We start from the raw sequence: 26,842 nt of genomic DNA on the forward strand, positions 1-26,842 counted from the left end.
CGCATGCGGCTCGGCGAGCTGGTGCGCGACCTGCCGGTGATGTGGCAGGACGTGGCGGTCACGGGCGTGACGGCGGATTCGCGCGCCGTGCGCCCCGGCATGATCTTCTTTGCGCTGAAGGGGGCGAAGGTCGACGGACTCGCGTTCGTGGGTGACGCCGTGAAGGCGGGCGCTGCGGCGATCGTCACCGCGCCGGGCGCGCCGGCGGGCGAACGCTGGCCGGGCGTGCCGGTCATCGCCGTGGACGATCCGCGCCGCTTGCTGGCGCTGACGGCCGCGCGCCTCGCCGGACCGCAACCTGGCACCATCGTCGCCGTGACCGGGACCGCGGGGAAGACCTCGGTCGCCGAGTTCACACGCCAGATCTTCGCCGCGGCGGGGCACGAGGCCGTCTCCATCGGCACGCTGGGTGTGCGTGGCGCGGTGGAGGTGCCGGGCGGGCTGACGACACCGGACCCTGTGGCGCTGGCGGACGAACTCGCGGATCTCGCCCGCGCCGGTGTGACTCACGTGGCGATGGAAGCCTCGTCCCACGGCATCGACCAGCGGCGGCTGGACGGTGTGGTGCTGCAGGCGGCTGCCTTCACCAACATCGGCCGCGACCACCTCGATTATCACGAGACGCCGGAAGCCTATCTCGCCGCCAAGCTGCGCCTGTTCGAGACGCTCCAGCCGGTCGGCGCGCGCGTGGTCGTCGACCCGGACGCGCCGGGGGCGGACCGCGTCCTCGCCATCGCCCCGGACGCCTTCACCGTGGGCGACAACGGGACGGGGCTGCGGATCGTCCACGCCGAGCCGCTGTCGACCGGATGGCGCACGGCCATCGACGGGCGGGAGGGGCGCTATCATGTCGACCTGCCGCTGATCGGCGACTTCCAGCTCGACAATGCGCTGGTGGCGGCGGGGCTCGCCATCGTCGGCGGGATCGAGGAGCGGGTCGCGGTCGAGGCGCTGGGGACGCTGAAGGGCGCGCCGGGGCGGCTGGAGCTGGTCGGCCTCACCCGGAACATGGCGCGCGTCTTCGTGGACTATGCGCACAAGCCCGATGCGATTACCGCCGCGTTGGACGCGTTACGGCGTACGACGTTGGGGCGGCTCGTCATCGTCATCGGCGCAGGCGGCGACCGGGATGCGGGCAAGCGCCCGTTGATGGGGCGCGCGGCGGCCGAGGCGGCGGACGTGGTGATCGTCACCGACGACAACCCGCGGTCCGAGGATCCGGCGCTGATCCGGAAAGCGGTGCTGGAAGGCGCGCCGGGCGCGATCGAGATCGCCGACCGCGGCGAGGCGATCCGCGCGGCTGTGGCCATGCTGAAGGGCGACGATACGCTGATCGTGGCCGGAAAGGGCCACGAGGAGGGGCAATATGTGGGCGACCGCGTCATCCCGTTCAGCGATCATTCAGCCGTGAAGGCGGCGCTCGCTGCGTCATGAAACAGATCTGGACCCTCGGCGACCTCGCCGACGCCGCGCAAGGCCGCCTCACCGGCGCCGAGCGCGCTTCACCCGTGACCGGAATCTCCATCGACACGCGCACGCTTTTGCCGAACGACGCGTTCTTCGCCGTCGTCGGCGTGTCGATGGACGGTCATCGTTTCGTGCCGAACGCGCTGGCGGCGGGGGCGGCGGCCGCCGTCGTCTCGCACGGCGAGGCGGAGCGGGCGATCGTCGTCGATGACGTTCTGGCGGCGCTGGAGCGCGTCGGCGTCGCGGCGCGGGCGCGGCTGGAGCCGGCGACCCCGGTGATCGCCATCACCGGCTCGGTCGGCAAGACCGGCACCAAGGAGATGCTGCGGCTCGCCTTCAGCGCCGAGGGCGAGGTTCACGCCTCCGCCGCGTCCTACAACAACCATTGGGGCGTGCCCTTGTCGCTGGCGCGTATGCCGGCGGACGTGGACGCGGCGATCTTCGAGATCGGCATGAACCACGCGGGCGAGATCACGCCGCTGACGAAGATGGTGCGGCCGACGATCGCCATCATCACCACCGTGGCGGCGGTGCATCTGGAATTCTTCGATTCCGTGGCCGGGATCGCCGACGCCAAGGCGGAGATCTTCGCCGGGTTGGAGGAGGGCGGTGTTGCCATCATCCCCGCCGACAACGACCACACCGCGCGCCTTGCCGCTGCGGCCGAGGCGATGGGGGCGGAGGTCGTCACCTTCGGTGTCGGCGGCGACGTGTCGCTGACCTCGCTGGACGCTGACGGCGCCGCGGTGGCGGACGTGTTCGGCGAAACCATCGTCTTCGAGCTGGCGGACCCGGCGCCGCATGTGGCCAACAACGCGCTCGCCGTTCTGGCGGCACTGTCGGTCGCCGGCTGGAATGTCGACGCGGGGGCCGAGGCGCTGCGCGAATGGTCGGCGCCGAAGGGGCGCGGGCGGCGCGTGCGTCTGAGGCCCGCGGGCGGCGAAGCGGTGATGCTCGACGATTGCTTCAACGCCAACCCGTCCTCCACCGGGGCGGCGATTGCGACGCTCGGCCGGGTCCCTGCGGCGCGGCGAATCGCGATCCTCGGTGACATGCGCGAATTGGGTCCGAGTGCAAGCGACCTTCACCGTGGACTGACGCCACTTCTGGTCGATGCCGATGTGCGAATCGTCCACACAGTCGGAGAGATGACGAAACATTTACGAGACGCGCTCCCGTTCGAGATGCGCGGCCTCCATGCCGCCACGGCGGCGGAGCTGGTGACCCAGCTTCCGGAGGTCGAACCGGGTGATGCGATCCTCGTGAAGGGCTCGAAGGCCGTCGGCCTGGGCGCTGTCGTCGAGGCGATCGAGGAGCGTTACGGGCTGAACAATGTTTGAGCTTATATCCAATTTCTCGGACCAGATCCCGCCGCTGAACGTCTTCCGTTACATCACGTTCCGCACCGGCGGGGCGCTGGTGACGAGCCTTCTCGTCACCTTCATCTTCGGCCCGCGGATGATCCGCGCGCTGCGACTTCGCCAGGGAAAAGGCCAGCCGATTCGCGAGGACGGCCCGGCCAGCCACCTGTTGACGAAGCGCGGCACGCCGACGATGGGCGGGCTGATGATCCTCATGGGCCTCGTCATCTCGACGGTCCTGTGGGCCGACCTGTCGAACAAATATGTCTGGGTGATTCTCTACGTCACGCTCGGCTTCGGGGCGATCGGCTTCTACGACGACTACCTCAAGGTCTCCAAAGCCTCGCACAAGGGCTTCTCCGGCCGGGTGCGTCTCGCCATCGAATTCCTGATCGCCGGATCCGCCGCGACGATCATGATGTACCTCGAGACTCCGGCGCTGGAATCGGCGCTAACGTTCCCGTTCTTCAAGGGCCTCATCCTCAACCTCGGCGTGTTCTTTCCCGTGTTCGCGGCCTTCGTCATCGTCGGCTCCGGCAACGCGGTGAACCTGACGGACGGGCTCGACGGTCTCGCCATCGTGCCGGTGATGATCGCGGCGGGATCGTTCGGCGTCATCGCCTACCTGTCGGGTAACGCGGTGTTCGCGGACTACCTGCAGATCCACAACGTGGTGGGCGTTGGCGAGATCGCGGTGGTCGCGGGAGCCGTCATCGGCGCCGGGCTCGGGTTCCTGTGGTTCAACGCACCGCCCGCGGCGATCTTCATGGGCGATACCGGCTCGCTCGCGCTGGGCGGCATGATCGGCGCCATCGCCGTGGCGACGAAGCACGAGATCGTGCTCGCCATCATCGGCGGCCTCTTCGTGCTGGAAGCCGTGTCGGTGATCATCCAGGTCGCCTCGTTCAAGCTGACGGGTAAGCGCGTCTTCAAGATGGCGCCCATTCACCACCATTTCGAGCAACTGGGCTGGACCGAGCCGCAGGTGGTCATCCGCTTCTGGATCATCGCCTTCGTGCTGGCGCTGGTCGGCCTGTCGACGTTGAAGCTGAGATGATCCCTGTCACCACATATGCCGGCCGCAAGGTCGCGGTGTTCGGGCTCGGCGGGTCGGGGCTGACGACGGCGCACGCGCTGACGGCGGGTGGCGCGCAGGTCATCTGCTACGACGACAAGCGTGAGCGGGTGGAGGCGGCGGACGCTGCGGGGCTGCCGACCGGCGACCTGCGCGTGGCCGACTTCGCCGGGTTCGATGCGCTGGTGCTGTCGCCGGGCGTGCCGCTGACGCATCCCGCGCCGCACTGGACGGTGGAGCGGGCGCGCGTGGCGGGCATTCCCGTGGTCGGCGATGTGGAGCTGTTCGACGGCGAGAGGCGGGCGGCGAACGCCGGGCTGCGGCTGGCGGCGATCACCGGCACCAACGGCAAATCCACGACCACGGCGCTTCTCGGACACCTCTTGGCCGAACTGGGCGAGGCGGCACAGGTGGGCGGCAATATCGGCCGTCCTGTCCTCGATCTGGATCCGGTGCCGGGCACCGCGGTCGTGGAGTGTTCTTCGTACCAGATCGACCTTGCGCCGGGCTTGGCGCCGGAGGTCGGGTGCCTCCTGAACCTTTCGCCCGACCACATCGACCGGCACGGCACCTTCGAGGGCTATGCGGCGGTCAAGGCGCGGCTCATCGCCGGAAGCCGCCAGGCTGTGATGGGCGTGGACGACGAGACCACGGCGGCCATGGCCGACCGTTTCGCCGCGCACGGCAAGCCGGTCCTGCGCATCGGCGCGTTCGACAACGAGACCGAGCTGCACCGCCTCGGCGGGGCAGGGGTCGGCGCGGTCGGCCCGGTGCTCTACGCGGTGGAGGCGGGGGGCGTGCGCGAGGTCGGCCGGCTCACCGGCATCGCCTCGCTGCGCGGGCGCCACAACGGCGAGAACGCGGCGGCGGCGCTGGCGATGGCGAAAGCGCTCGGCTTCGCGCCGGAGGATGCCGCGCGGCATCTCGCCACCTTCCCTGGCCTTGCCCACAGGATGGAAGAGGTGGGCCGCGCGGGCGACGTCCTGTTCGTGAACGACAGCAAGGCGACGAACGCGGAATCGGCGCGCCAGGCGCTGGCTTCGTTCGACAACATTCACTGGATCGTCGGCGGTGTGGCCAAGGCGGGCGGCGTCGAGAGCCTGACCGGCTTCGCGCCGCGCATCAAGGCGGCCTACCTGATCGGCGAATCCTCCGAGACCTTCGAGCGCCAGCTGAAGCATCACATGCCCACCGTCAGGTGCCGCACTATGGATGCCGCGCTCGACATCGCCGCCCGTTCGGCGGCCTCCGGCGGGGGCGTTGTGCTGCTCTCGCCCGCATGCGCCTCGTTCGACCAGTTCCGGTCGTTCGAGCATCGCGGTGACGTGTTCCGGGACCTCGTTCGGGCCCGATTGTCGAAGGAGACGGCCTAATGGTCAGCAGAGCCGAAACCACGGCCTTCGCACGCTGGTGGTGGACCATCGACAGGACGCTGCTGTTCGCGCTTCTGGGGCTGATCGCGCTGGGGCTGGTCCTCTCCTTCGCCGCATCGCCGCCGGTGGCCGAACGCAACGGCTACGGCACCTATCACTTCGTCATCCGCCACTTCGTGTTCGCGGTGCCGGCGGTGATCACGCTGATCACGGTGTCCTTCTTCACCCCGCGCCAGGTCCGGCGCGCGGCGCTGATCCTGTTCGCCGTGGCGCTGGTGGCGATCATCCTGACGCTGTTCATCGGCCACGAGGTGAAGGGCGCGCGGCGCTGGCTCGGTTTTGCCGGTCTCACCGTGCAGCCGGCCGAGTTCATCAAGCCTGCCTTCGTCGTCATCGTCGCGTTTCTTCTGTCTGAAGGGGCGAAGCGCAACGATCTGCCGGGGCGGCTCTTCTCGGTGTTCCTGCTCGCCGTCGTCATCGCGCCCCTGGTGGCGCAGCCTGACTTCGGTCAGGCGATGCTGGTGTCGATCACCTGGAGCGCGATGATCTTCCTCGCCGGCCTGCAATGGCGCTGGGTGTTCGCGCTGGGGGCGGCCGGCGTCGGCGGTATCGTCTCGGCCGTCACCTTCCTGCCCCACGTGCAGCAGCGCGTGCATTCCTTCCTCAACCCCGACGTCGCCGACAACTACCAGGTGGACCGCTCCATCGAGAGCTTCCTGCGCGGCGGGTGGTTCGGGGCGGGGCCGGGTGAAGGCATCGTCAAACGCTCGCTGCCGGACAGCCATACGGACTTCGTCTTCGCCGTCACGGCGGAGGAGTTCGGCATCGTCATGTGCCTCGTCATCGTGGCGCTGTTCGCGACCATCGTTCTGAAGGGCCTGTCGCGCGCCTTCCGCGAGGAAGACGAGTTCGTGCGGCTGTCGCTCTCTGGTCTCATCCTGCTGTTCGGCGGGCAAGCGTTCATTAACATGGCGGTTAATTTGCAGCTTATGCCGGCGAAAGGAATGACGCTTCCCTTCGTCTCCTATGGCGGCTCGTCGCTGACGGCGGTGGCGATCGGCATGGGATTCGCGCTCGCTCTGTCGCGGCGTCGTCCTGGCCATGTGCGCTTCACCGAGCGGCGCCATGTGGCGGAGGCGTTCGCCTGATGCGGGCACTTCTGGCAGCGGGCGGAACGGGCGGGCATCTGTTCCCGGCGGAGGCGCTGGCGGCGGTGTTGACGGCGCGCGGCCACACGGTCGAGCTCGTCACCGACGACCGGGCGAAGACGCTGGTGGACACCTTCCCCGCGGCGCGGGTGCATTTCGTGCCCTCGGCCACGCTCGCCTCGAAGTCGCCGCTGGCGGTGGCGCGGATGGCGGTGGCGAACGGGCGGGGCTATCTCGCCTCGGCGCGGCTCATCAGGGCGCTGCGGCCGGACGTCGCCGTGGGGTTCGGCGGCTATCCGACCTTGCCGCCCTTGTCGGCGGCGCGGATGGCCAAGGTGCCGTCCATCGTTCACGAGGCGAACGCGGTCATCGGCCGGGCGAACAAGACGCTGGCGCCCCACGCCCATGTGGCGACGAGCTTTCCGGACGTGAAAGGCCTTCCGGCTGCGCTGTCGGTGACGCATGTCGGCATTCCGGTGCGCGCGGCGGTGCTGGCGGCGGTGGCGCCCTTCGCGGCGCCGGACGGCACCGTGCGGCTTCTCGTCTTCGGCGGCAGCCAGGGCGCGCGCGTCTTTTCGGACGTGGTGCCGCCGGCGATCGCGGCGCTCGCCCCCGAGGTGCGGGCGCGCCTTGCCGTGACGCAGCAGGCCCGTCCCGAGGACGCGGCACGCGTGACGGCCGCCTACGAGGCGATGGGCGTCTCCGCCGAGGTGGCGCCGTTCTTCAAGGACCTTCCGGCGCGCATCGCGGCGGCGCACCTCGTCGTGGCGCGCTCGGGCGCGTCGACGGTGGCGGAGCTGTCGGTGATCGGCAGGCCCGCCCTTCTGGTGCCGCTGCCGGGGGCGCTGGACCAGGACCAGGCCCACAATGCCGCCGCGCTCGAAGCACTCGGCGGCGCGGTGATGCGCCTGCAGGCCGACATCACGCCCGAGAGCCTGACCGCGGACCTTTCCGCCCTCGTCACCGACCCCGCACGCCTGGCCGAGATGGCCGAGAAGGCGCGCGGCCTTGCCAAGCCCGACGCCGCAGAGCGCCTCGCCGACCTCGCCGAGCGCATCGCCGCAGGAGACAGACCATGATCGCCCCCCTGAAGATGACCACCGCCATCGGCCCGGTCCACTTCGTGGGGATCGGCGGCATCGGCATGTCGGGGATCGCCGAGGTGCTGCACAATCTCGGCTACGTGGTGCAGGGGTCGGACATCGCAGAGAGCGCCAACGTGCAGCGGCTGCGCGACAAGGGCATCGCCGTGTCCATCGGCCATGCGGCGGAGAATCTGGGCGAGGCGACGGTGATCGTCGTGTCGTCGGCGGTGAAGCGGGACAACCCGGAGCTGATGGCGGCGCGGGCGCGCCTGCTGCCGGTCGTGCGCCGGGCGGAGATGCTCGCCGAGCTGATGCGCCTGAAGCAGGCGATCGCGGTCGGCGGCACCCACGGCAAGACGACGACCACCTCGCTGGTGGCAACGCTCTTGGAGGCGGGCGGCCTCGACCCGACGGTGATCAACGGCGGCATCATCAACGCCTACGGCACCAACGCGCGCCTCGGCGCGGGCGACTGGCTCGTGGCCGAGGCCGACGAGAGCGACGGCACCTTCGTCAAGCTGCCGGCGGACATCGCCATCGTGACGAACATCGACCCCGAACATCTCGACCACTACGGCGATTTCGACGGGGTGAGGGCGGCGTTCCGGCAGTTCGTCGAGAACGTGCCCTTCTACGGCTTCGCGGTGATGTGCATCGACCATCCCGAAGTGCAGGCGATGGTCGGGCGCATCGAGGACCGGCGCATCATCACCTATGGCGAGAACCCGCAGGCGGATGTGCGCTTCATGAACGTGCGGCCCGGCCCGCGCACGGTGTTCGACGTGCGCCTGACCGACCGCGTGACGGGCAAGGTGGGACTCATCGAGGGTCTCAGCCTGCCGATGCCGGGGATCCACAACGTGTCCAACGCTTGCGCGGCGGTGGCGGTGGCGGACCGGCTCGGCATCGGCGCCGACGCCATCAAGGAAGGGCTCGACGCCTTCCGCGGCGTGAAGCGGCGCTTCACCCACGTCGGCGAGTGGAACGGCGTCAACATCTACGACGACTACGGGCACCACCCGGTGGAGATCCGCGCGGTGCTGGCGGCGGCGCGTCAGGCGGCGACAGGCCGCGTCATCGCCGTGGTGCAGCCGCACCGCTACACGCGCCTGCAGTCGCTGTTCGACGATTTCTGCGTCTGCTTCAACGATGCGGACGTGGTGATCGTCGCCGACGTCTATGCGGCGGGCGAGAAGCCGATCCCGGGCGCCGACAGGGACGCGCTGGTGGCCGGGATGGCCGCGCGCGGTCACCGTGACGTGGTGCCGCTGGAGGGCCGCGAGGCGCTGGCCGGGCTGATCGCCGAACGGGCGCAGCCGGGCGACATGGTGGTGTGCCTCGGCGCCGGGTCGATCACCCAGTGGGCGGCGGCGCTGCCGGGGGAGCTCGCCACGTGAGCCTTCCGGACCTTCTGCCCCTCTTTGACGGTGCCGGGATCAGGGGCCGTATGGAGCCGAATCAGCCGCTCGCGGACCTGACGTGGTTTCGTGTCGGCGGTCCGGCGCAGCTTCTGTTTAGCCCGGCGGACGAGGCCGACCTTGCCGCCTTCCTGAAGGTGCTGCCTGCCGAGGTGCCGGTGCACGTGATGGGGCTCGGCTCCAACACGCTCTTCCGCGACGGCGGCGTTCCGGGGGTGGTGATCCGCCTTTCGGCGCGCGGCTTCGGCCAGGTGGCGGAGGTCGGCGGCATGCTGGTCGCCGGTGCCGCGCTGCCGGACGTGAAGCTGGCGCGGGCGGCGGCGGATGCGTCGCTTGCGGGGCTCGCCTTCTACCGCGGCATTCCGGGTGCGCTCGGCGGCGCGCTGCGCATGAACGCGGGCGCCTACGGCACGGAGACGAAGGACGTTCTCGTCTCCGCCCGCGCGGTGGACCGGGCGGGCGAGGTGCACGTCCTGACCAATGCCGACTTCGGCTTCGCCTACCGCCACTCGTCTGTGCCGGCGGACTTCATCTTTACCGAGGCGACCTTCGCCGCGGAACCGGGCGATCGCGAGGCTATCCTGGCCGAGATGGAGGGCATCACCAATCGGCGCGAGGAGACGCAGCCGGTGAAGTCGCGCACCGGCGGGTCCACCTTCAAGAACCCGCCGGGGGCGAAGGCGTGGCAGCTCGTCGACGCCGCCGGGTGCCGCGGCCTCGTCGTCGGCGGGGCGCAGATGTCCGAGCTGCACGCCAACTTCATGCTCAATCTGGGCGAGGCGACCGCGGACGATCTTGAGCGGCTGGGCGAAACGGTGCGCGGGCGCGTGCTCGAAACGTCGGGCATCGCGCTCGAATGGGAAATCAAGCGAATCGGCGTGCCGGCCGGGGCGGCAGTGCCCGCCTTCATGGGGCAGGGCAGCGCGGGAGGCACGGCATGACGCACGTCGCGGTTCTGATGGGCGGGCAGGCGGCCGAGCGGCCGGTGAGTCTGGCGACCGGCAAGGCGTGCGCCGATGCGCTGGAGCGCGCCGGTTACCGCGTGTCGCGAATCGATGCCGGGCCGGATCTGGTCGACCAGCTCACGGGGCTGAAGCCGGACGTGGTGTTCAACGCGCTGCACGGGCCGATGGGCGAGGACGGCGTGGTCCAGGGCATCCTGGAATATCACAAGATCCCGTACACCCATTCGGGCGTGCTCGCCTCGGCGCTGGCGATGAACAAGGACCGCGCCAAGGCGGTGATGGCCCGCGCCGGTGTGCCTGTGGCCGAACATGTCAGCGCCAGCCGATTCGAGGCGGCCGAGAAGCACCTGTTGGAGCCGCCTTATGTGGTGAAGCCGGTGAACGAGGGGTCGTCGTTCGGCATCCTCATCGTGCGCGACGGGGCGAACCGTCCGCCTGCGGAACTCACCGGGCCGGAGTGGACCTTCACCGACCGGGTGATGGTGGAGAAATACGTCGCCGGTCATGAACTGACGTGCGCTGTTTTTGGGGATACGGTCTACGATATTATTGACATCGTTCCGAAGGCCGGAAGCTTTTACGGCTACGATGCCAAGTATCAACCGGGTGGTTCAGAGCACATCCTTCCGGCTCGGCTTAAACCAAATATTTACCAGAATATACAAAAGTTCACTCTGTTGGCTTACCAAGCCTTGGGGTGTCGTGGAGTCGCTCGCGCAGACTTCCGATATGATCCGGATAAAGACGAACTCGTGTGTCTCGAAGTGAACACTCAACCAGGAATGACGGAGACGAGCCTCGTGCCGGAGATGGCCGCGCACGCGGGGGTCTCGTTCGAGGCGTTCGTCTCCGCCCTGGTGGAGGACGCCTCATGCCTAAGGTAGCGGGAACGAGGCGCACGGGTCTCGCCGGGCCGTGGCCGACGCGGCTGATGACGGCGGCGGTGCTCGTCGGCTCCGGCGGTGCTGGCCTTGCCTATTCGCAAGACCCGACCCACGCGATCGACGCGGTGGGCCGCGCATCCGGCTTCGAATTCAAGGGTCTGACGCTGACGGGGCAGAAAGAGACCTCGATCAGCTCCATCGTGGCGAGCGCGGGTCTGGCGCCCGGCGCGTCGATCTTCACTATCGACGGTGAGGACCTGCGTCGCCGTGTCGAAGCGCTGCCGTGGGTCGAGCATGCCACGGTGCGCAAGATCCTGCCGGGCACGGTGCAGCTCAGCATCAGCGAGGCCGCTCCCTTCGCGCGCTGGCGCAGCGAAGAGGGCATCAAGCTGATCGGCGAGGACGGCACGGTGCTGTCGGACACGGTTCCGCCGTCCGCGCTGGAGCTGCCGATGGTGGCCGGTTTCGGTGCCAACGCGCGGGCGAAAGACGCGGTGGCGCTGCTCGACGCGAACCCGCTCTACCAGATCCGCACCCGCGCGGCCGTCCTCGTCGGCGAGCGGCGCTGGGACCTGGTGCTCGACACCGGGGCGACGGTGATGCTGCCGGAGGAGGGCGCGTCCGCCGCGCTCGACCGGCTCGCCGAGCTCGAGATGGCCGGGCCGATCACCATGCAGCCGGTCATCGTCGACATGCGTCTGGCGGACCGCACGGTGATCGAACTCGACCCGAAAGACGCCAACGAACTCTACATCGCCCCCGAAGAGGAAAACGGCTTCGACGAGCCGGCGGACCTCCTGGCGGCGGCGATCGCTGAATCCAAGCGTGCCGACGATCCCTTGGCCGCGGCCATCCGGGAGGCGATGCAATGACCGTCATCGATATGCCGCGCCGTGTCGATCAGAGCCGATGCCACGTGCCGCAGGGGCGCTCGTCGACCGTCTGCGTGCTCGACGTCGGCTCCACCAAGGTGGCGTGCCTCATCGCCAAGCTGCGTCCGGCGCCGGAAGAAGAGCTTCTGACCGGTCGCACGCATGCCATTGAAGTGATCGGTTATGGTTACCAGCAGTCGCGGGGCGTGAAGTCCGGCGCGGTGGTGAATTTGGACAAAGCCGAACATGCTGTGCGCCGAGCGGTGGATTCCGCTGAGCAAATGGCTGGTTTGACTGTCGAATCGCTTATCGTCGCTCAAACCGCGGGTCGACTTTCTTCCGAAAGCTTCGGCGCCAAGGTGGATCTCGACACAGGGACGGTGCGAGAGGCCGACATCCGCAGGGTGCTCGCCGCCTCGGGCCGTCACCAAATCCCAGACGGACGCACCGCTTTGCACGCCCTTCCCATCGGCTACACCCTCGACGGACAGGATGGCATCCGCGATCCGCGCGGGATGGTCGGCGACACGTTGGGCGTGGACGTCAATCTCGTCACCTCCGACCGGGCGGCGCAGGACAACCTCGCCCTCCTGGTCAACCGCTGCCACCTCGACGTGTCGGCGATGGTGGCGACGCCCTACGCCTCCGCGCTCGCCTCTCTGGTGGACGACGAGGGCGAACTGGGCGCGGTGTGTGTCGACATCGGCGGCGGCACCTCGTCGATCGCCATCTTCGCGGACGGCAACCTCGTCCATGTGGATGCGATCGCCGTCGGCGGCCATCACGTGACGATGGACATCGCGCAGGGGCTGTCCATCCGTCTGGAGGAGGCCGAGCGGCTGAAGACGCTGCAGGGCTCGGCCATCGCGTCGGGCATCGACGAGCGGGCGATGCTGACGATCCACCCGGTCGGGGAGGAGGAGGGGACCAACCCGGTCCAGATCCCCCGGCTGCATCTCAACACCATCATCCGCCCCCGCGTGGACGAGATCCTGGAGATGATCCGGGACCGTCTGGTGGCGTCGGGTTTCTCCGGCCGCATCGGCCGGCGGATCGTCCTGACCGGCGGCGGCAGCCAGCTCACGGGCATGACCGAGGTCGCCCGTCACGTGTTCGGGCGGCCGGTGCGGATGGGGCGTCCGCTCGGCGTGAAGGGTCTGCCCATCGCAGCGCGCGGGGCCGCCTTCTCGTCGGTCATCGGCCTGCTCATCTACCCGCAGCTCGCTCCGGCGGCGCTGTTCGAGGCCCCGTCCATGCGGTCGGGCACCTTCGCACGGCTCGGCCGGTGGCTGCGGGAGAGTTTCTGACGCGCCCGCCTCAGAGGCGCGCCAACCATAAACGTCCGGTTCGCCGGGCTTTGTCGAAGAGATCGCGCCGGCCGCATGGCCGGACACACCGAAGCGCCCTGTTTGCGGGCATGGGACGAACGACGGGAGACACACATGTCGTCCATTAACCTTAAGACGCCCGATCTGACCGAGCTGAAGCCGCGCATCATGGTGTTCGGCGTCGGCGGTGCAGGGTGCAACGCCGTCAACAACATGATCGAGTCCGGCCTCGACGGCTGCGACTTCGTGGTGGCCAACACGGACGCGCAGTCGCTGAACCTGTCGAAGTCCGAGCGGGTCATTCAGATGGGCATCGCCGTGACCGAGGGTCTCGGCGCCGGCTCGCAGCCCGACGTCGGCCGCGCGGCCGCCGAAGAGGTCATCGACGAGATCGCCGACCATCTGTCCGGCTCGCACATGGTGTTCATCACCGCGGGCATGGGCGGCGGTACCGGCACGGGTGCGGCGCCGGTCGTTGCCCGTGTGGCGCGCGACCAGGGTATACTGACCGTTGGCGTGGTCACCCGGCCTTTCCAGTTCGAGGGTATGCGCCGTGCCCGTCTCGCCGAAGCAGGCATCGAGGAGCTGGCGCAGCACGTCGACACGCTGATCGTCATCCCGAACCAGAACCTCTTCCGCATCGCCAATGCGCAGACCACCTTCGCCGACGCCTTCGCGATGGCCGACCAGGTGCTCTATTCGGGCGTTGCCTGTATCACCGACCTGATGGTGAAAGAGGGCCTCATCAACCTCGACTTCGCCGACGTGCGCTCCGTCATGCGCAACATGGGCAAGGCGATGATGGGCACCGGCGAGGCGTCGGGCGACAACCGCGCGATGCTGGCCGCCGAGGCCGCGATCTCCAACCCGCTGCTCGACGAGACCTCGATGAAGGGCGCGCGCGGCCTTCTCGTCTCCGTCGTCGGCGGCAAGGACCTCACCCTGTTCGAGGTGGACGAGGCGACGACCCGCATCCGCGAGGAAGTGGACGACGACGCCAACATCATCTTCGGCGCGACCTTCGACGACTCTCTGGAGGGGATCATCCGCGTCTCCGTCGTCGCCACCGGCATCGACCAGGAGCCGGGCGAAGAGGAAGACGACGAGCCGATGGACACGCGCGTTCTCTCCTTCGCCGGCCGCGCTGCGAAAGGCAAAGAGAAGGCGCCGGGTACCGCCGCCGCAGCGCTCGCCGCGCCGGTCGAGGCCCCGCGTGCCGGCCCGGTGGAACTCGACCTCGACGAATTCGAGGCGAGCCTCGAGCCGATCGAGCATGCGGACGTGATCGAGGACGAGGCGATGGACGCCCCGCTCGAGGAGATGGACGACTACGCCGAGCCGGCCCCGGCGCAGCTTCCGGCGCCGCGCGCTCCGGCCCGCGCCGAGGAGGAGCCCTATGAGGGCGGCAAGAACCGCTCGGTCGGGATCCTGCGCAGCCTGATGGGCCGTTCGCGCCGTGACGAGGGTGCGGCCGAGGAGTTCGAGCCGGTCGAGCCGCGCGCACAGCGCCGCCGCCAGCAGCAGCAGGCCCGTGGCCAACGTCCCGAGGCGCCGCGTCTGCCGGCTCCGTCCCAGGCGGAGTACGAGGACGAGGAACCCCGTCAGCGCCGCGCCCGTGGCCGCGCCGCCGATGCTCAGCCGCGCCGTCCGCGCCGCGACGAAGAGCCGGTGTCCCGTCAGCGTCCGGCCCAGCGCCCGGCGGATGACGACCAGCTCGAGATCCCGGCCTTCCTGCGTCGTCAGGCCAACTGAGAAAAGCCGGGCGTGGCTTTCGCCCGCCCTCTCCTCTGGGGTAGGGGGATGCGATGACGACAACCATCGCACCCCCCTTCCGCCGGCTCACCCGTGCGGTGTCTTTTTCTGGCGTCGGTGTCCATTCGGGCGCCGGCGTTTCTTGCGTCGTGGGGCCGGGCGACGACGGCATTCGCTTCCGCCGAACCGATACCGGCGGGGTGGTGAAGGCGTCCTGGCGCGGGGTCGGGGCGACGCGGCTGCAAACGGTGATCGAGGGGGAGGGGACGTCCGTCGCCACCGTCGAGCATCTGATGAGCGCGCTCGCCGCGCTCGGCGTGTGGAATGCCGAGGTGGAGATCGACGGCGCCGAGGTACCGATCCTGGACGGGAGCGCCGCGCCCTTCCTGGCGCCTCTGGCGGAGGCGGTGGAGCCTGCCGAGGCGGGCCCGCACATCGAGGTGCTGCGCCCGGTCTCGGTGCGCGAGGGGCGGGCCTTCGCGGCGCTCCTCCCGTGGCCCGGGCGGCGGTTCGATGTCGGCATCGAGTTCCCGGACGCGATCATCGGCAGCCAGCGCATGGTGTTCGACGTGGAGACGGGAGACTACGGGGCCGAGATCGCCCCGGCACGCACCTTCGGGCGGCTGAAGGACATCAAGCGCCTGCGCCGCCGGGGCTATGGGCGCGGGGCGTCGCTAGACAATGCCGTCGCGGTCGACGGGGCGCGGGTGGCGAACCCGGACGGTCTGCGCTTCGCCGACGAGTTCGCGCGGCACAAGCTGCTCGACGCGATCGGCGATCTGGCGCTGGCGGAGGCGCCCATCCGCGGCCTCTACCGCAGCCACAGGGGCGGGCACCGGCTGAATTATGCGCTGCTGCGCGCTCTGTTCAGCGCGCCGGAAAACTTTCAATTGTTGCTAAATTGAGACAATTGACGCAGGAGAGCAGCGAGGCATGGCCGCCGCCCCGGCAGGCTGTGGCGCTTGTCCGCTCACCTTGGTATCAGGACCGCTGTAGAGGTGTGGAGTTCTACACATGGTGATGCGTTTCGCTCAGGCCGCTTCGGCCCTTGTTCTCGTGATCGGTCTCGGTGCCTGCGGCAACCGGGTGACCGAGTTGGGATTTGACGAGCGTCCCGCCGACGAGCTCTACAACGAGGGCCTCGTCCTGATGAACTCGGGCGACTACCAGACCGCCCAGCTGAAGTTCGAGGAAGTCGACCGGCTTCACCCTTATTCCGAATATGGCCGCAAGGCGCAGGTGATGCAGGCCTTCGCCAGCTACTCCCGCGGACGCTATACGGATGCGGCGGTGTCGGCCAAGCGCTTCCTGGCGCTGCATCCGGGCGATGCGGACGCGGCCTATGCGCAGTACATCCTGGCGATGTCCTACTACAAGCAGATCCCCGACGTGACGCGCGATCAGGACGGGACCGAGCGCGCCATGGAAGCGTTCAAGACGCTGATCGACAAGTATCCCGATTCCGAATACGCGGACGAGGGACGGCGTCGCTATCGTGCCGCGCAAGATCAGATCGCGGGCCACGAGATGGAGATCGGCCGGTACTATCTGGAGCGCAAGGAGAACCTTGCGGCGATCAACCGCTTCCGGGTGGTTGTGGAGAAGTACCAGCGCACGAACCAGATCGAAGAAGCGCTGTTCCGCCTCACCGAATCCTATTATGCTCTCGGGCTGACGCAGGAGGCGCAGACAGCGGCCGCCGTCCTGGGCCACAACTTCCCGCAGAGCCGCTGGTACAAAGACGCCTATTCCCTCCTCGAGACGGGTGGTTTCCCGCCGGAGGAAAACAAGTCGAGCTGGATCAGCCGCGCGTTCGACGGATTCAACGTCCTCTGACGTGCCGCGGGCCGGACGCCTTGGGCGAACGGCGATGATGTCAACCGGGCGCCCTGTGTACGCGGTGCCTGTGCCACGAGGACACGTGTGCTCTCACGGCTGATCGTTCGCAATATCGTCTTGATCGAGGCGCTCGATCTGGATTTGGCGGCGGGCTTCACCGTTCTGACCGGCGAGACCGGCGCCGGTAAATCCATCCTGCTGGATGCGCTGGCCCTCGCTCTCGGCGGCAAGGCGGACGGTAAACTCGTGCGCAGCGGCGAGGAGCAGGGTTCCGTCGCCGCCACCTTCGCGATCCCCCCCGGCCACCCTGCGTTCGAGGTGCTGGACGAGGTCGGCATCGAGCGCGAGGACGTTCTCATCATCCGCCGCACCTTGACCAGCGACGGCCGGGCGCGCGCCTTCGTCAACGACCAGCCGGTCGGTGTCGGCGTATTGCGCCAGCTCGGCCCGCTGCTGGTGGAGGTTCACGGCCAGCACTCGGACCGGGCGCTGATGTCGCCCACCTCGCACCGCCGCCTGCTGGACGCGTTCGGCGGGCTGACCGGCGAGGCGAACCACGTCGTTGCCCTTTGGCACCGGCTGAAGAGCGCGGAGGCGGCGCTGGCCGAGCACGAGGCCGCGTTGGAGAAGGCGCGCGAGGAGGCCGACTTCTTGCGCGCCTCGGTGGAGGAGCTGAGCAAGTTGGACCCGGAGCCGGGCGAGGAGGAACGGCTTTCCTCCCACCGCCAGGCCATGGGCGCGGCGGAGAAGGTGGCGACCGACCTCGACGAGGCGGCCGGCGCGCTGGAGGGGCCGAAATCGCCGATCCCGAGCCTTGCGGGTGTCCTGCGCAAGCTGGAACGCAAGGCCGCGGGCGCGGAGGAGCAACTGAACCCGGTGATGGATGCCATCGCCGCCGCGCTGGACGCGCTGGAGGATGCACGCGCCACCATCGCCGACGCGCAGAGGAGCCTGGACTTCGACCCGGCGCAGATGGTGGAGGTCGAGGAGCGGCTGTTCGCGCTGAAGGCCGCGGCCCGCAAATACAAGGTGCCGGTGGACGATCTGGCCGACCTCGCCGCGCGCATGGCCGACGAGCTGACCGACCTCGACGCCGGCGAGGCCAAGTCCGACACGCTGACCCAGGCCGTCGTCGCCGCCGAGAAGGCGTACCGCGACGCCGCCGAGACGTTGTCCGACAAGCGCGCCGCCGCGGGCGAGGCGCTGGAGGCGGCGGTTGCGGCCGAGCTGGCGCCGCTGAAGCTGGAAAAGGCGCGCTTCATCGTCCGCCGCGAGACCGCGGCGCCGGGGCCGGAGGGTCTCGATTCCATCGCCTATCACGTGAAGACCAACCCCGGCTCGCCCGAGGGGCCGATCATGAAGGTCGCGTCCGGGGGCGAGCTGTCGCGCTTCCTCCTGGCGCTGAAGGTGTGCCTGGCGGACAAGGGCTCGGCCTCCACGCTGATCTTCGACGAGATCGACACCGGCGTCGGCGGCGCGGTGTCGGACGCGATCGGCGCGCGCATGGCCCGGCTGGCGGACACGCTGCAGGTGGTGTCGATCACCCACGCGCCCCAGGTGGCGGCGCGGGCGGGGCAGCATCTGCGCATCGCCAAATCGTCCAGCGGGACGACCACGGCGACCAGCGTCGCCTTGCTGGACCTGCCCGAGCGGCGCGAAGAGATCGCCCGCATGCTGGCCGGCGCCACCGTGACCGACGAGGCGCGCGCCGCCGCCGACCGCCTTCTCGTCGCCCGAACCGCGCGTTGGATGGCGCCGCCGCGCACGGGACGGAGCGGCTGAAACGCGCTATCTGACCCTGAGGCGGGGCCTGCAGGGAGGGGCGCAGATGGCAGCGGGCAAGGACAAGGCATCGCAAAAGGATCCCAAAGCGCGGCACGATGCGCTGGCGGCCGAGATCGCCGCCCACGACGTGCGCTACTTCCAGGACGACGCCCCCACCATCTCGGACGGCGACTACGACGCTTTGCGGCGCGAGCTGGAGGATCTGGAGAAGGCCCACCCCGAGCTCGCCGACGGGTCGACATCCGGCATCGGCGCCGCCCCGTCCGGCGCCTTCGCCACGGTGGAGCATCCGGTGGACATGATGAGCCTCAACAAGGCTCTCACCGATGACGAGGTGGTCGAATTCCTCGCCCGTGTGCGCCGCTTCCTGAAGCTGCCGGACGACGAGACGCCCGCCACCACGGCCGAACCGAAGATCGACGGCCTGTCGATCTCGCTGCGCTACGAGAACCGCAAGCTAGTGGTTGCGGCGACGCGCGGCGACGGGCGCACGGGCGAGAACGTGACCGCCAACGTCGCCCATGTGGAGGCGATCCCGCAGACGCTGCCGAAGGACGCGCCGGACGTGTTCGAGGTGCGCGGCGAGGTCTACATGACCCACGCCCGGTTCGAGGCGCTGAACGCGCGGCTGGTGGAGGAGGGTAAGAGCCCCGTCGCCAACCCGCGCAACGCCGCCGCCGGATCGCTGCGCCAGGTGGACCCGGCCAAGACCGCCGAGCGCCCGCTGGACTTCTTCGCCTATGGCTGGGGCGAGGTGTCGGCTCTCCCGGCGGAGACGCAGATGGGCATGATCGCGGCGCTGAAGTCGTTCGGCATGCCGGTCAACGACCTGACCCGCGTCTGCCACGGGCTGGACGAGATGCTGGCCGCCTACGCCGCCGTCGCCGAGGAGCGGGCGCACCTTCCCTACGACATCGACGGCCTCGTCTATAAGCTCGACCGGCTGGACCTGCAGCGCCGGCTCGGTGAGCGCGAGAGGCGGCCGCGCTGGGCCGTCGCCCACAAGTTCCCCGCCGAGCGGGCGATCACCACGCTGGAGGGCATCGAGATCCAGGTCGGCCGCACCGGGGCGCTGACGCCGGTGGCGCGGCTGGAGCCGATCACCATCGGCGGGGTGGTGGTGCGCAACGCCACCCTCCACAACGCGGACGAGATCGCGCGGCTCGACGTGCGCGTCGGCGACACGGTGGAGATCCAGCGCGCGGGCGACGTGATCCCCCAGGTGCTGCGCGTTCTGACCGACAAGCGCCCGGAGGGCGCCACGCCCTACGTCTTCCCCGACCATTGCCCGGTGTGCGGCTCGAAGGTGGAGCAGGAGGTGAACCCCGGCTCCAACGAGAAGAGCGTCGTGCGGCGCTGCACCGGCGGGCTGATCTGCCCGGCGCAGCAGTTCGAGCAGTTGCGCCACTTCGTGTCCCGCGCCGCCTTCGACATCGAGGGGCTGGGCGCCAAGCAGGTGAAGGCCTTCCACGACGAGGGGCTGATCGACACGCCCGCCGACATCTTCACCCTGCAGCGGCGCGACGCTGAGCGGCCGGAGGGAAGCCGCATCATCGACCGCGAGGGCTACGGCGAGACGAGCGTCGCCAACCTGTTCGCGTCGATCGAGGCGCGGCGGACGATCGCGCTGCGGCGGGTGATCTACGCGCTCGGCATCCGCCGCGTGGGCGAGGTGTCGGCGCGGGTTCTGGCGCGGCATTTCAAGACCTGGGCCGCCTTCCGCGAGGCGATGGGTGCGCTGGCGGCGGACGTGGACGCGCGGGCGGACCGGCGGCGTGTTCTGCGCGCTGCGGGGCGGCGCAAGAAGACGGCCGAGGCCGCCGCCGAGGTGCTGGCGTTGCCCGACGTGGCGCCGGAGGCCGCCCGCGCGGAGGAGCTGCGCGAGGAGCTGACGGTGATCGACGGCATCGGCGAGGTGGTGGTGGACGCGCTGGAGGCCTTCTTCGCCGAGCCGCGCAACATGGCCGCCGTCGACGCTCTCGCCGCCGAAATCACCATCGAGGACGATGTGGACCGCGCCGTGTCCTCGCCGATCGCCGGCAAGTCGATCGTCTTCACCGGCTCGCTGGAGGAGATGACGCGGGACGAGGCGAAGGCGCGGGCCGAGGCGCTGGGGGCGCGTGTCGTGGGGTCGATCTCGAAGAAGACGGACATCGTCGTGGCCGGTCCGGGGGCGGGGTCGAAGCTGACGAAGGCGCAGGAGCTGGGGCTCACCGTGTGGGACGAGGCGGCGTGGATGGAGGCCGCCCGCGGCTGACGCGCCGCGCTGTCGACGGGGCGGGCCGGAAATCACAGCTTTCTCGGCCCGTTTCCCTTCCGGTCTTGATCCACCGGCCGGAACGAAGTAGGTCAGACCCCGAGGCGCCTGTAGCTCAGCTGGTAGAGCATTCGACTTTTAATCGAACGGTCTCGGGTTCGAGTCCCGACGGGCGTACCAAATTCCCCATCCGCCGTGCGGCGCCAGAGTAGAGCTGCCCCGGCATAAAGCGTCGACGAGGCGGCCTCTATTCCGGCCGCCCTTTGCCGCGTCTCTCACCAGTGACGGTTGTCAGTGAGGGTGAGACGTAGCGGATCGCGATCCGAGGACGAAAAGCGGCCTTAGATCATCCGGCGGATGAGGCCGTCCTTCCACCAGAATTGATGCACCAGCGCTCCGGCCACATGCAGTCCGGCCAGGGCGAGAAGCACATTCGTGCCGACCTCGTGCACTTCGCCGAAAATTTCGGACGGGATGAAGTAGGCCGCGAGCCCGCCGAGCGGCAGCAGGATCAGCACAGCATAAAGGCCGATGTGCACGGCCTGGGCGAGGAGGCGCAGAGGAAGAGGTTCGTCGGCAGGGGCCTCGGGCGCTCCCACTTTGGCCCGCAGGCCCAGCCGCACCAGCGCCAGGACCAGCACCAGGACGCCGATCGCGATGTGTGCGGTGGAGGTCAGATTGAAGACGGGCTGACCCGTCTGCAGCGTCGCGTCGAACGCGTCGCCCATCTCCTCCTCGAAGACGAGATATTGGGCGAGAAGAAGAGCGACGACGGCCCAGTGCAGCACCTTCTGCAGCGCCGTGTAGGCTTCGGCCGGATGGTTGGACATGGTGGACCCTCTCTGTCAGCACCGCCTGATGCATCGGTGTGCGGCGGGCGGTCGCAGTGTCTTTTCCGCCCTAATCCCATTTTTAGAAGTCTTCCAGTTACAAAGTATGATCGTTTCGTAATGTTGCGCGCGGCCGATCATCATGCGCATTGCCCGGCCGCCGCGGGTCGACGGCGGCGTCCGCTGCCCATAATCACTCAGCCTGAAGGCCGGCGGTCCGGTGAGCGAGCAGGGGAGAGCGATATGGCGGGCGCAGAGACGGCGGGCGTGCAGGCGGCAGCGGATCGGTCCGGCGAGGCGGGCCTCGTCGACACGCACAAAGGCTTCGTCGAGCGGTGGGAGTGCGACACCAACGATCACCTCAATGTGCGCTTCTATGCCAAGCGGTTTGACGAGGCGCTCGACATGCTGGCCGCGCTCCAGGGTGCCGCGCCGGTGAGGGTCACCTGCCGCCACGTCCGTTTCCACCGCGAGATGCGCGCCGACATTCTGACCCACGTGCGCAGCGCCCGCGTGGCCGGCGGCCCGGCGGACGGGCGCATCGTCCACCTGTTGGAAAATGCAGAGACGGGCGCAGTGGCGGCCGCCGCGCTCGACGATGTCGCGGCGCAGGACGGCGCGGGCGGCGGCGCGGCGCTGGCGGCGACGCCGCGCGTGGCGGCCGATATTGTGGCGGCGGCGATGCCCCGCAGCATCGGCCTGGCGCCCGCGGCACCGGAGGACGCGCTCGCCCGGCTTGCGCGCGGCGCCGCGACGATCTCCAACGTGCGCGTGGCCGATCCGCGCAGTTTCGACGCCGGCGGATCCTACCGGGCGTTCGAATATATCAGCGGGTTCAGCGACGGGGCGGCGCATGCGTGGTCCTTCGCCGGACTCACCAACGCCGTGCTGGCCGAGAAGAACTGGGGCCGCGTCGCCGTGGAGAGCAAGGTGACGGTGTTCAACCCGCCTCAGCCGGGCGCGGTCCTGCGGCAAATCTCGTGGGTGTCGGCCGTGGCGGAGAAGACGCTGCAGATCGTCCACCAGGTCGACGATGCGCGCACCGGCACCATCGTCGCGCGCGGCGACTTCATCGGCCTCATCCTCGATTTTGCCACGCGCCGGGCAGCGCCCATGCCGGAGTTCGTGACCGCACCGGCCTGAGGCCCTGCTCCGGCTCGAGGTTTGCCGCCGCTCAGACGGTGAGGCAGCCCATCAGTTCCAGGATCGCGGCGCCCACATCGTCGCCGCGGTTGAGCAGGCGATCGGGGTCGAGCGCGGTCATCGGCACGTCCGTATAGCCGTAGGTGACGCCGACGATGGGGACGTTCGCCGCCCGCGCCGTCATCACGTCCACCCGGCTGTCGCCGACGTAGACCGTGCGATCCACCGTGCCGCCCGCGTTGTCGATCGTCATCGTCAGGTGGCCGGGGTCGGGCTTGGAGACGGCGAAGGTGTCGGCCCCGGCGACGAAGCGGAACCGGTCCAGGAGGCCGAACGCGCTCAGAAGCGCCTTGGCGTTCGCCTCGCGCTTGTTGGTGCACACGGCAAGGCCGACGCCCGCCCCCTCCAGCGTGGCGAGCGCGTCCAGCATTTCGGGAAAGGGGCGGCTCAGCTTGGCGATCCGCTCGCCATAGTGGGAGAGGAATTCGGCGTGACAGGCGTCGATCTCGGCGTCGGGGAGGGTGATGCCCGCCGCCAGCAGGGTCGCGTCGATCATCGCCCGCGCGCCCAGGCCGACATGGGGGAGAAGGTCGGCCGCCTTCATCGCGGGCACGCCGCGGCGGGCCAGAACCACGTTGGTGGTGTCGATCAGATCAGGGGCGGTGTCCACCAACGTTCCGTCGAGGTCGAAGACGGCCAGTCCGTTCACAATGAATTTCTCCCGTGCGATTCCGGGATAAACGTGGCAGACGGTCACGCCAAGAGCGTGGACGGCTTGCAAGTTGCGCCGTGACTTGCTTCAAGCGCGACGATATCGCCAGTAGACCGTTAGGGGTCCCCACGATGCGTGTTCCCGCAATCGCCGTTGCCATCGCCATGTCCTTCGCCGCACCGGCGGTGTACGCGCAGACCGGCACACCACCGAGCACGGAAGACAACTTCACGCCCGAGCATCTCGCTCTGGCGCAAGACGTGGTCGACGCGACCCAGTCCGCCGCCACCTTCGACGACATTCTGCCGCGCGTCGCGCAGCAGCTTCAGGGCATCTTCACCCGCTCCAACCCGGCCATCGCGCCGCAGGTGGAAGAGGTGGTCTACGAGGTGGCGCTGGAGTTCGCCTCCCGCCGCGTCGAGCTCGCGCGCACCATTCAACTCGTCTGGGCTCGCCGCTTCACCGTAGAAGAGCTGCAGGAGCTGAAGGACTTCTTCACGTCGGGCACCGGCCAGAAGTTCGTCGCGCTGACGCCGTCGATCACCGCGCTCAGCGTCGGCGCCGCGCGCCAGTGGGAGCAGGAGCTGTCGCAGCAGATGCTGGACGAAGCGCGCAACCGGCTGGTCGCTTCGGGGGCGCTCTGATCCCGTGACCGACTTCGACTACGATCTCTTCGTCATCGGTGCGGGGTCGGGCGGCGTTCGCGCGGCCCGGATCGCGGCCGGTTATGGCGCCAAGGTGGCCATCGCCGAGGAACACCGCGTCGGCGGCACCTGCGTCATCCGCGGGTGCGTGCCGAAGAAGCTCATGGTCTACGCCTCGCAATTCTCCGAGGCCTTCGAGGATGCGGAAGGCTTCGGCTGGAGCGTCGGTGAGACGAGCTTCGACTGGTCGCGCCTCATCGCGGCGAAGGATCGCGAGATCGATCGGCTGAACGCGATCTACATCCGCAACCTCACCAACTCGGGCGTGGAGCTGTTCCAGAGCCGCGCGGTGGTCGAGGGGCCGCATGAGGTGCGCCTCAGCGCCGAGGACCGTGTCGTCACCGCGCGGCTCATCCTGGTCGCGACCGGCGGCACACCCTGGCTCGACACCGAGCTGAAGGGCATCGAGCACGTCATCACCTCCAACGAGGTGTTCTACCTCAAGGACATGCCGAAGCGCGTCGTGATCGCCGGCGGCGGCTACATCGCCGTGGAGTTCGCGGGCATCTTCGCCGGGCTCGGGGCGGACACGACGCTGGTCTATCGCGGCTCCGAGATCCTGCGCGGCTTCGACGGCGAGGTGCGCACCTTCGTGCGCACCGAGATGGAGAAGCGCGGCGTCAAGTTCGTGTTCAACGACGTGTTCACCGCCATCGACAAGGGGCCGGACGGCCTCACCGCCACCCTGCGCGGCGGCACGACGCTGGAGGCCGACCAGATCCTCTTCGCCACCGGCCGCCGCCCGGCCGTCGAGGGCCTGGGGCTGGAGGCCGTCGGCGTGGAGATGGACGCCGTCGGCGCCGTGAAGGTGAACCACGAGAGCCGCACCAACGTGCCGTCGATCTACGCGATCGGCGACGTGACCAACCGCGTGAACCTCACCCCCGTGGCGATCCGCGAGGGGCATGGGTTCGCCGACACCGTGTTCGGCGGCAAGCCGGTCCATGTCGACCACACGCTGATCCCGACGGCGGTCTTCTCGCAGCCTGAGATCGGCACCGTGGGGCTGACCCAGGAGGAGGCGGTGGCGGCCTTCGACGAGGTCGACGTCTACCGCTCCTCCTTCCGGCCGATGCTGGCGACCCTCTCGGGGCGCGACGAGCGGATGTTCATGAAGATCCTCGTCGATGCCGAGACGGACAAGGTGCTGGGCGTCCACGTCGCCGGGCACGGGGCGGGCGAGATGGCGCAGCTTCTGGGCATCGCCGTGAAGATGGGCGCCACCAAGGCCGACTTCGACCGCACCGTGGCTGTCCATCCGACCGCGGCCGAGGAGCTCGTCACGATGCGCACCCCCTCGGAGCGCCTGCGCAGGGACGCCGCGGCTTGACCTTCTCCGTTTTCGGCTACGGCTCGCTCGTCAATCGCGGTACGCTGCCGCCGCACGTCTCTGCCGAGCCGGTGACGCTGAAAGGATGGCGCCGCGCCTGGCGGGCGACCAGCGTCGCGCATGCGGGCGGCGTGTGCGCCATGTCGGTGGTGCCGGCCGAGGGCGAGGCGATCGACGGGCTCCTCGTCACCTTCGAGGACGATGTTCGCCCGGTGGTGGACGCGCGGGAATATCGCTACGACGCGCTGGATGCGCCGTCGCTGGGCGACACCGCGATCATCTACCGCGCGAGCGCCGGCGTCGACCGCTTCGGCGATGCCGAGAATCCGATCCACCTGACCTATGTCGACGTCATCGTTCAGGGCTTCCTGACAGAGTTCGGCATGGCCGGGGTGGAGCGCTTCATGGCCTCGACCGACGGCTGGCACGTGCCCGTGCTGAACGACCGGGCCGCGCCGCGCTATCCGCGCGCGCAGCAGTTGACGGCGCAGGAGACGGCGCTTGTCGACCGTCTTCTGGCCGATGCCGGCGTGACCTTCCTCTGATCTTTACCCGTCGTTAAGGCTATTCCGGCAGCGCCGATTGACGGCGGCCGCCTTCGGCATGAACAGGTGATTCATGCTGTGGAACAAAAAGCGTACTCGTCGCCGTCGACGTTCCAAGAAGTCAGGTCTTCTGAAGACCGCCGGTGTGGTGGTGCTGACCCATATCGCGGCGGTGACGCCCTCGCCCTTGGGCTGGCTGACAGCGGCCCAATGGACACCGGAGTGGACCCCTGAGTGGGCGGCGGCGCTTCCCGCGCTGAGCCGCGCCGGGCCGTCGTCTCGCCCGGCCGCACGGGCCTCCGGCGCGCCTGTGCGAACGGCGGCCGCCACCCGCACCGTTCCTCGCAACGTGCCTCGGCCGAAGCCGTGGGGCGGGCTCCTCGGCGCGCCCATCGGCGGCGGCGTGCGTGCTTCGGGGCGGGCGGAGTGCCTCACCGGCGCCGCCGCGACGGCGAAGGCCCAGCAGGCCGGCCGCCGGCCCTTGCGCGAGAGGTTCCGCTACGAGGAGGCCGACCTCAGCCCCTTCCTCGCCGCAAATCCGCGCCTTCTTGCGATGGTGACGGGGCTCACCTTCAAGGTGACGGCGCTGGAGCACCGCGTCGGCCGGTTCGAGGCGGACATCCTGGCGGCCACCCGCATGGGGCCGCTGGTGATCGAGAACCAATTCGGGTCCAGCGACCACGACCACCTCGGCAAGCTCTTGACCTACATGGCCGGGACGGGGGCGCGTGACGGCATATGGGTGGCCGAGCGCTTCCGGCCGGAGCATCTGGCGGCGCTGAGGGCGTTGGAGCATTTCCGCATCCACGCGGTGGCCCTCTCTTATGTGAAGGGGGCGCGGCGCGGGCCTGTGGTGGTCGCGCGATCGGCCTACAGCCCCGGCGGGCGGCCTGCGTGCCGGGCGGCGCGCATCGGCGCAGGCGGCGGTCTTGCGCTGCGTTAGAGCCGGCCGGTCCGGCGCGCGCGCCG

The 26,842-nt window shown here is 69.3% G+C and carries 23 protein-coding genes and 1 tRNA gene; 22 read left to right on the forward strand and 2 right to left on the reverse strand.

The window, feature by feature from the left end; all coding sequences use genetic code 11:
• The first annotated feature begins 3 nt into the window (after positions 1-3).
• The 17 genes from BIX52_RS09725 (at position 4) to BIX52_RS09805 (ending at position 20,789) form a co-directional block, all read left to right on the forward strand.
• The gene (locus BIX52_RS09725; protein ID WP_075220882.1) at positions 4-1,434 is read left to right on the forward strand and encodes a UDP-N-acetylmuramoyl-L-alanyl-D-glutamate--2,6-diaminopimelate ligase; all 1,431 of its coding nucleotides are present in this window, start codon (positions 4-6) and stop codon (positions 1,432-1,434) included.
• Positions 1,431-2,807 carry a UDP-N-acetylmuramoyl-tripeptide--D-alanyl-D-alanine ligase gene (locus BIX52_RS09730; protein ID WP_075220883.1) on the forward strand — a complete coding sequence of 459 codons (1,377 nt, stop codon included), beginning with the start codon at positions 1,431-1,433 and terminating at the stop codon, positions 2,805-2,807. Before BIX52_RS09725 ends, BIX52_RS09730 begins: the two co-directional genes overlap by 4 nt.
• Entirely contained in the window at positions 2,800-3,885 is a 1,086-nt protein-coding gene (gene mraY, locus BIX52_RS09735; RefSeq protein WP_075220884.1) for a phospho-N-acetylmuramoyl-pentapeptide-transferase, read from the forward strand. The genes BIX52_RS09730 and mraY overlap by 8 nt, the downstream gene beginning before the upstream one ends.
• Positions 3,882-5,276 (forward strand): UDP-N-acetylmuramoyl-L-alanine--D-glutamate ligase, encoded by a 1,395-nt coding sequence (gene murD / locus BIX52_RS09740; RefSeq protein WP_075220885.1) that lies wholly within the window; start codon positions 3,882-3,884, stop codon positions 5,274-5,276. Before mraY ends, murD begins: the two co-directional genes overlap by 4 nt.
• Complete coding sequence (ftsW, locus tag BIX52_RS09745) at positions 5,276-6,424, forward strand: putative lipid II flippase FtsW (RefSeq protein WP_075220886.1); 1,149 nt, start codon at positions 5,276-5,278, stop codon at positions 6,422-6,424. The genes murD and ftsW overlap by 1 nt, the downstream gene beginning before the upstream one ends.
• Entirely contained in the window at positions 6,424-7,503 is a 1,080-nt protein-coding gene (gene murG, locus BIX52_RS09750) for an undecaprenyldiphospho-muramoylpentapeptide beta-N-acetylglucosaminyltransferase (RefSeq protein WP_075220887.1), read from the forward strand. Before ftsW ends, murG begins: the two co-directional genes overlap by 1 nt.
• 8 nt (positions 7,504-7,511) lie before the next feature.
• Positions 7,512-8,906, forward strand: coding sequence for a UDP-N-acetylmuramate--L-alanine ligase (gene murC, locus BIX52_RS09755; protein ID WP_075221181.1), 1,395 nt, complete (start codon positions 7,512-7,514; stop codon positions 8,904-8,906).
• Entirely contained in the window at positions 8,903-9,868 is a 966-nt protein-coding gene (gene murB / locus BIX52_RS09760) for a UDP-N-acetylmuramate dehydrogenase (RefSeq protein WP_425426672.1), read from the forward strand. Before murC ends, murB begins: the two co-directional genes overlap by 4 nt.
• The gene (locus tag BIX52_RS09765; RefSeq protein ID WP_075220889.1) at positions 9,865-10,776 is read left to right on the forward strand and encodes a D-alanine--D-alanine ligase; all 912 of its coding nucleotides are present in this window, start codon (positions 9,865-9,867) and stop codon (positions 10,774-10,776) included. Before murB ends, BIX52_RS09765 begins: the two co-directional genes overlap by 4 nt.
• Positions 10,764-11,648: a cell division protein FtsQ/DivIB gene (locus BIX52_RS09770; RefSeq protein WP_083660152.1), complete on the forward strand. Its 885-nt coding sequence runs from the start codon at positions 10,764-10,766 to the stop codon at positions 11,646-11,648. Before BIX52_RS09765 ends, BIX52_RS09770 begins: the two co-directional genes overlap by 13 nt.
• Positions 11,645-12,955: a cell division protein FtsA gene (gene ftsA, locus BIX52_RS09775; protein ID WP_083548756.1), complete on the forward strand. Its 1,311-nt coding sequence runs from the start codon at positions 11,645-11,647 to the stop codon at positions 12,953-12,955. The genes BIX52_RS09770 and ftsA overlap by 4 nt, the downstream gene beginning before the upstream one ends.
• A 135-nt stretch (positions 12,956-13,090) precedes the next feature.
• The gene (gene ftsZ / locus BIX52_RS09780) at positions 13,091-14,728 is read left to right on the forward strand and encodes a cell division protein FtsZ (protein WP_075220891.1); all 1,638 of its coding nucleotides are present in this window, start codon (positions 13,091-13,093) and stop codon (positions 14,726-14,728) included.
• A 53-nt stretch (positions 14,729-14,781) separates the two neighbouring features.
• On the forward strand, positions 14,782-15,633 hold the full coding sequence (gene lpxC, locus BIX52_RS09785) for a UDP-3-O-acyl-N-acetylglucosamine deacetylase (protein ID WP_075220892.1): 852 nt from the start codon (positions 14,782-14,784) through the stop codon (positions 15,631-15,633).
• A gap of 109 nt (positions 15,634-15,742) precedes the next feature.
• Positions 15,743-16,564, forward strand: a complete 822-nt coding sequence (locus BIX52_RS09790) for an outer membrane protein assembly factor BamD (protein ID WP_075220893.1) — start codon at positions 15,743-15,745, stop codon at positions 16,562-16,564.
• An 87-nt stretch (positions 16,565-16,651) separates the two neighbouring features.
• Positions 16,652-18,349, forward strand: a complete 1,698-nt coding sequence (gene recN, locus BIX52_RS09795) for a DNA repair protein RecN (protein ID WP_075220894.1) — start codon at positions 16,652-16,654, stop codon at positions 18,347-18,349.
• A gap of 46 nt (positions 18,350-18,395) precedes the next feature.
• The gene (ligA, locus tag BIX52_RS09800; protein ID WP_075220895.1) at positions 18,396-20,609 is read left to right on the forward strand and encodes an NAD-dependent DNA ligase LigA; all 2,214 of its coding nucleotides are present in this window, start codon (positions 18,396-18,398) and stop codon (positions 20,607-20,609) included.
• A gap of 104 nt (positions 20,610-20,713) precedes the next feature.
• Positions 20,714-20,789 (forward strand) — tRNA-Lys (locus BIX52_RS09805).
• A gap of 161 nt (positions 20,790-20,950) precedes the next feature.
• Here BIX52_RS09805 and BIX52_RS09810 read toward each other — a convergent pair.
• Positions 20,951-21,439: a cytochrome b gene (locus BIX52_RS09810; RefSeq protein WP_075220896.1), complete on the reverse strand. Its 489-nt coding sequence runs from the start codon at positions 21,437-21,439 to the stop codon at positions 20,951-20,953.
• 243 nt (positions 21,440-21,682) lie between these two features.
• Here BIX52_RS09810 and BIX52_RS09815 point away from each other — a divergent pair, with 243 nt between their 5' ends.
• A complete protein-coding gene (locus BIX52_RS09815) occupies positions 21,683-22,582 on the forward strand; it encodes an acyl-CoA thioesterase (protein ID WP_075220897.1) in 900 nt (299 codons plus the stop codon).
• Positions 22,583-22,613: 31 nt separating this feature from the next.
• Here the strand turns inward: BIX52_RS09815 and BIX52_RS09820 are convergent, their stop codons facing one another.
• Complete coding sequence (locus BIX52_RS09820) at positions 22,614-23,291, reverse strand: HAD-IA family hydrolase (RefSeq protein ID WP_157956239.1); 678 nt, start codon at positions 23,289-23,291, stop codon at positions 22,614-22,616.
• A gap of 134 nt (positions 23,292-23,425) precedes the next feature.
• Between BIX52_RS09820 and BIX52_RS09825 the strand changes: the two genes are divergently transcribed.
• The 4 genes from BIX52_RS09825 to BIX52_RS09840 all read left to right on the forward strand — a co-directional run bounded on the left by BIX52_RS09825 (position 23,426) and on the right by BIX52_RS09840 (position 26,816).
• Entirely contained in the window at positions 23,426-23,938 is a 513-nt protein-coding gene (locus BIX52_RS09825) for a DUF2059 domain-containing protein (protein ID WP_075220898.1), read from the forward strand.
• Positions 23,939-23,942: 4 nt separating this feature from the next.
• Positions 23,943-25,328, forward strand: coding sequence for a glutathione-disulfide reductase (gene gor / locus BIX52_RS09830; RefSeq protein ID WP_075220899.1), 1,386 nt, complete (start codon positions 23,943-23,945; stop codon positions 25,326-25,328).
• Complete coding sequence (locus BIX52_RS09835) at positions 25,325-25,873, forward strand: gamma-glutamylcyclotransferase family protein (RefSeq protein WP_075220900.1); 549 nt, start codon at positions 25,325-25,327, stop codon at positions 25,871-25,873. The genes gor and BIX52_RS09835 overlap by 4 nt, the downstream gene beginning before the upstream one ends.
• Before the next feature lie 73 nt (positions 25,874-25,946).
• On the forward strand, positions 25,947-26,816 hold the full coding sequence (locus BIX52_RS09840; RefSeq protein ID WP_139312747.1) for a hypothetical protein: 870 nt from the start codon (positions 25,947-25,949) through the stop codon (positions 26,814-26,816).
• The last annotated feature ends 26 nt before the right edge of the window (positions 26,817-26,842 follow it).

The sequence above is a fragment of the Acuticoccus yangtzensis genome (genome assembly GCF_001927245.1).
Lineage (GTDB): Bacteria > Pseudomonadota > Alphaproteobacteria > Rhizobiales > Amorphaceae > Acuticoccus > Acuticoccus yangtzensis.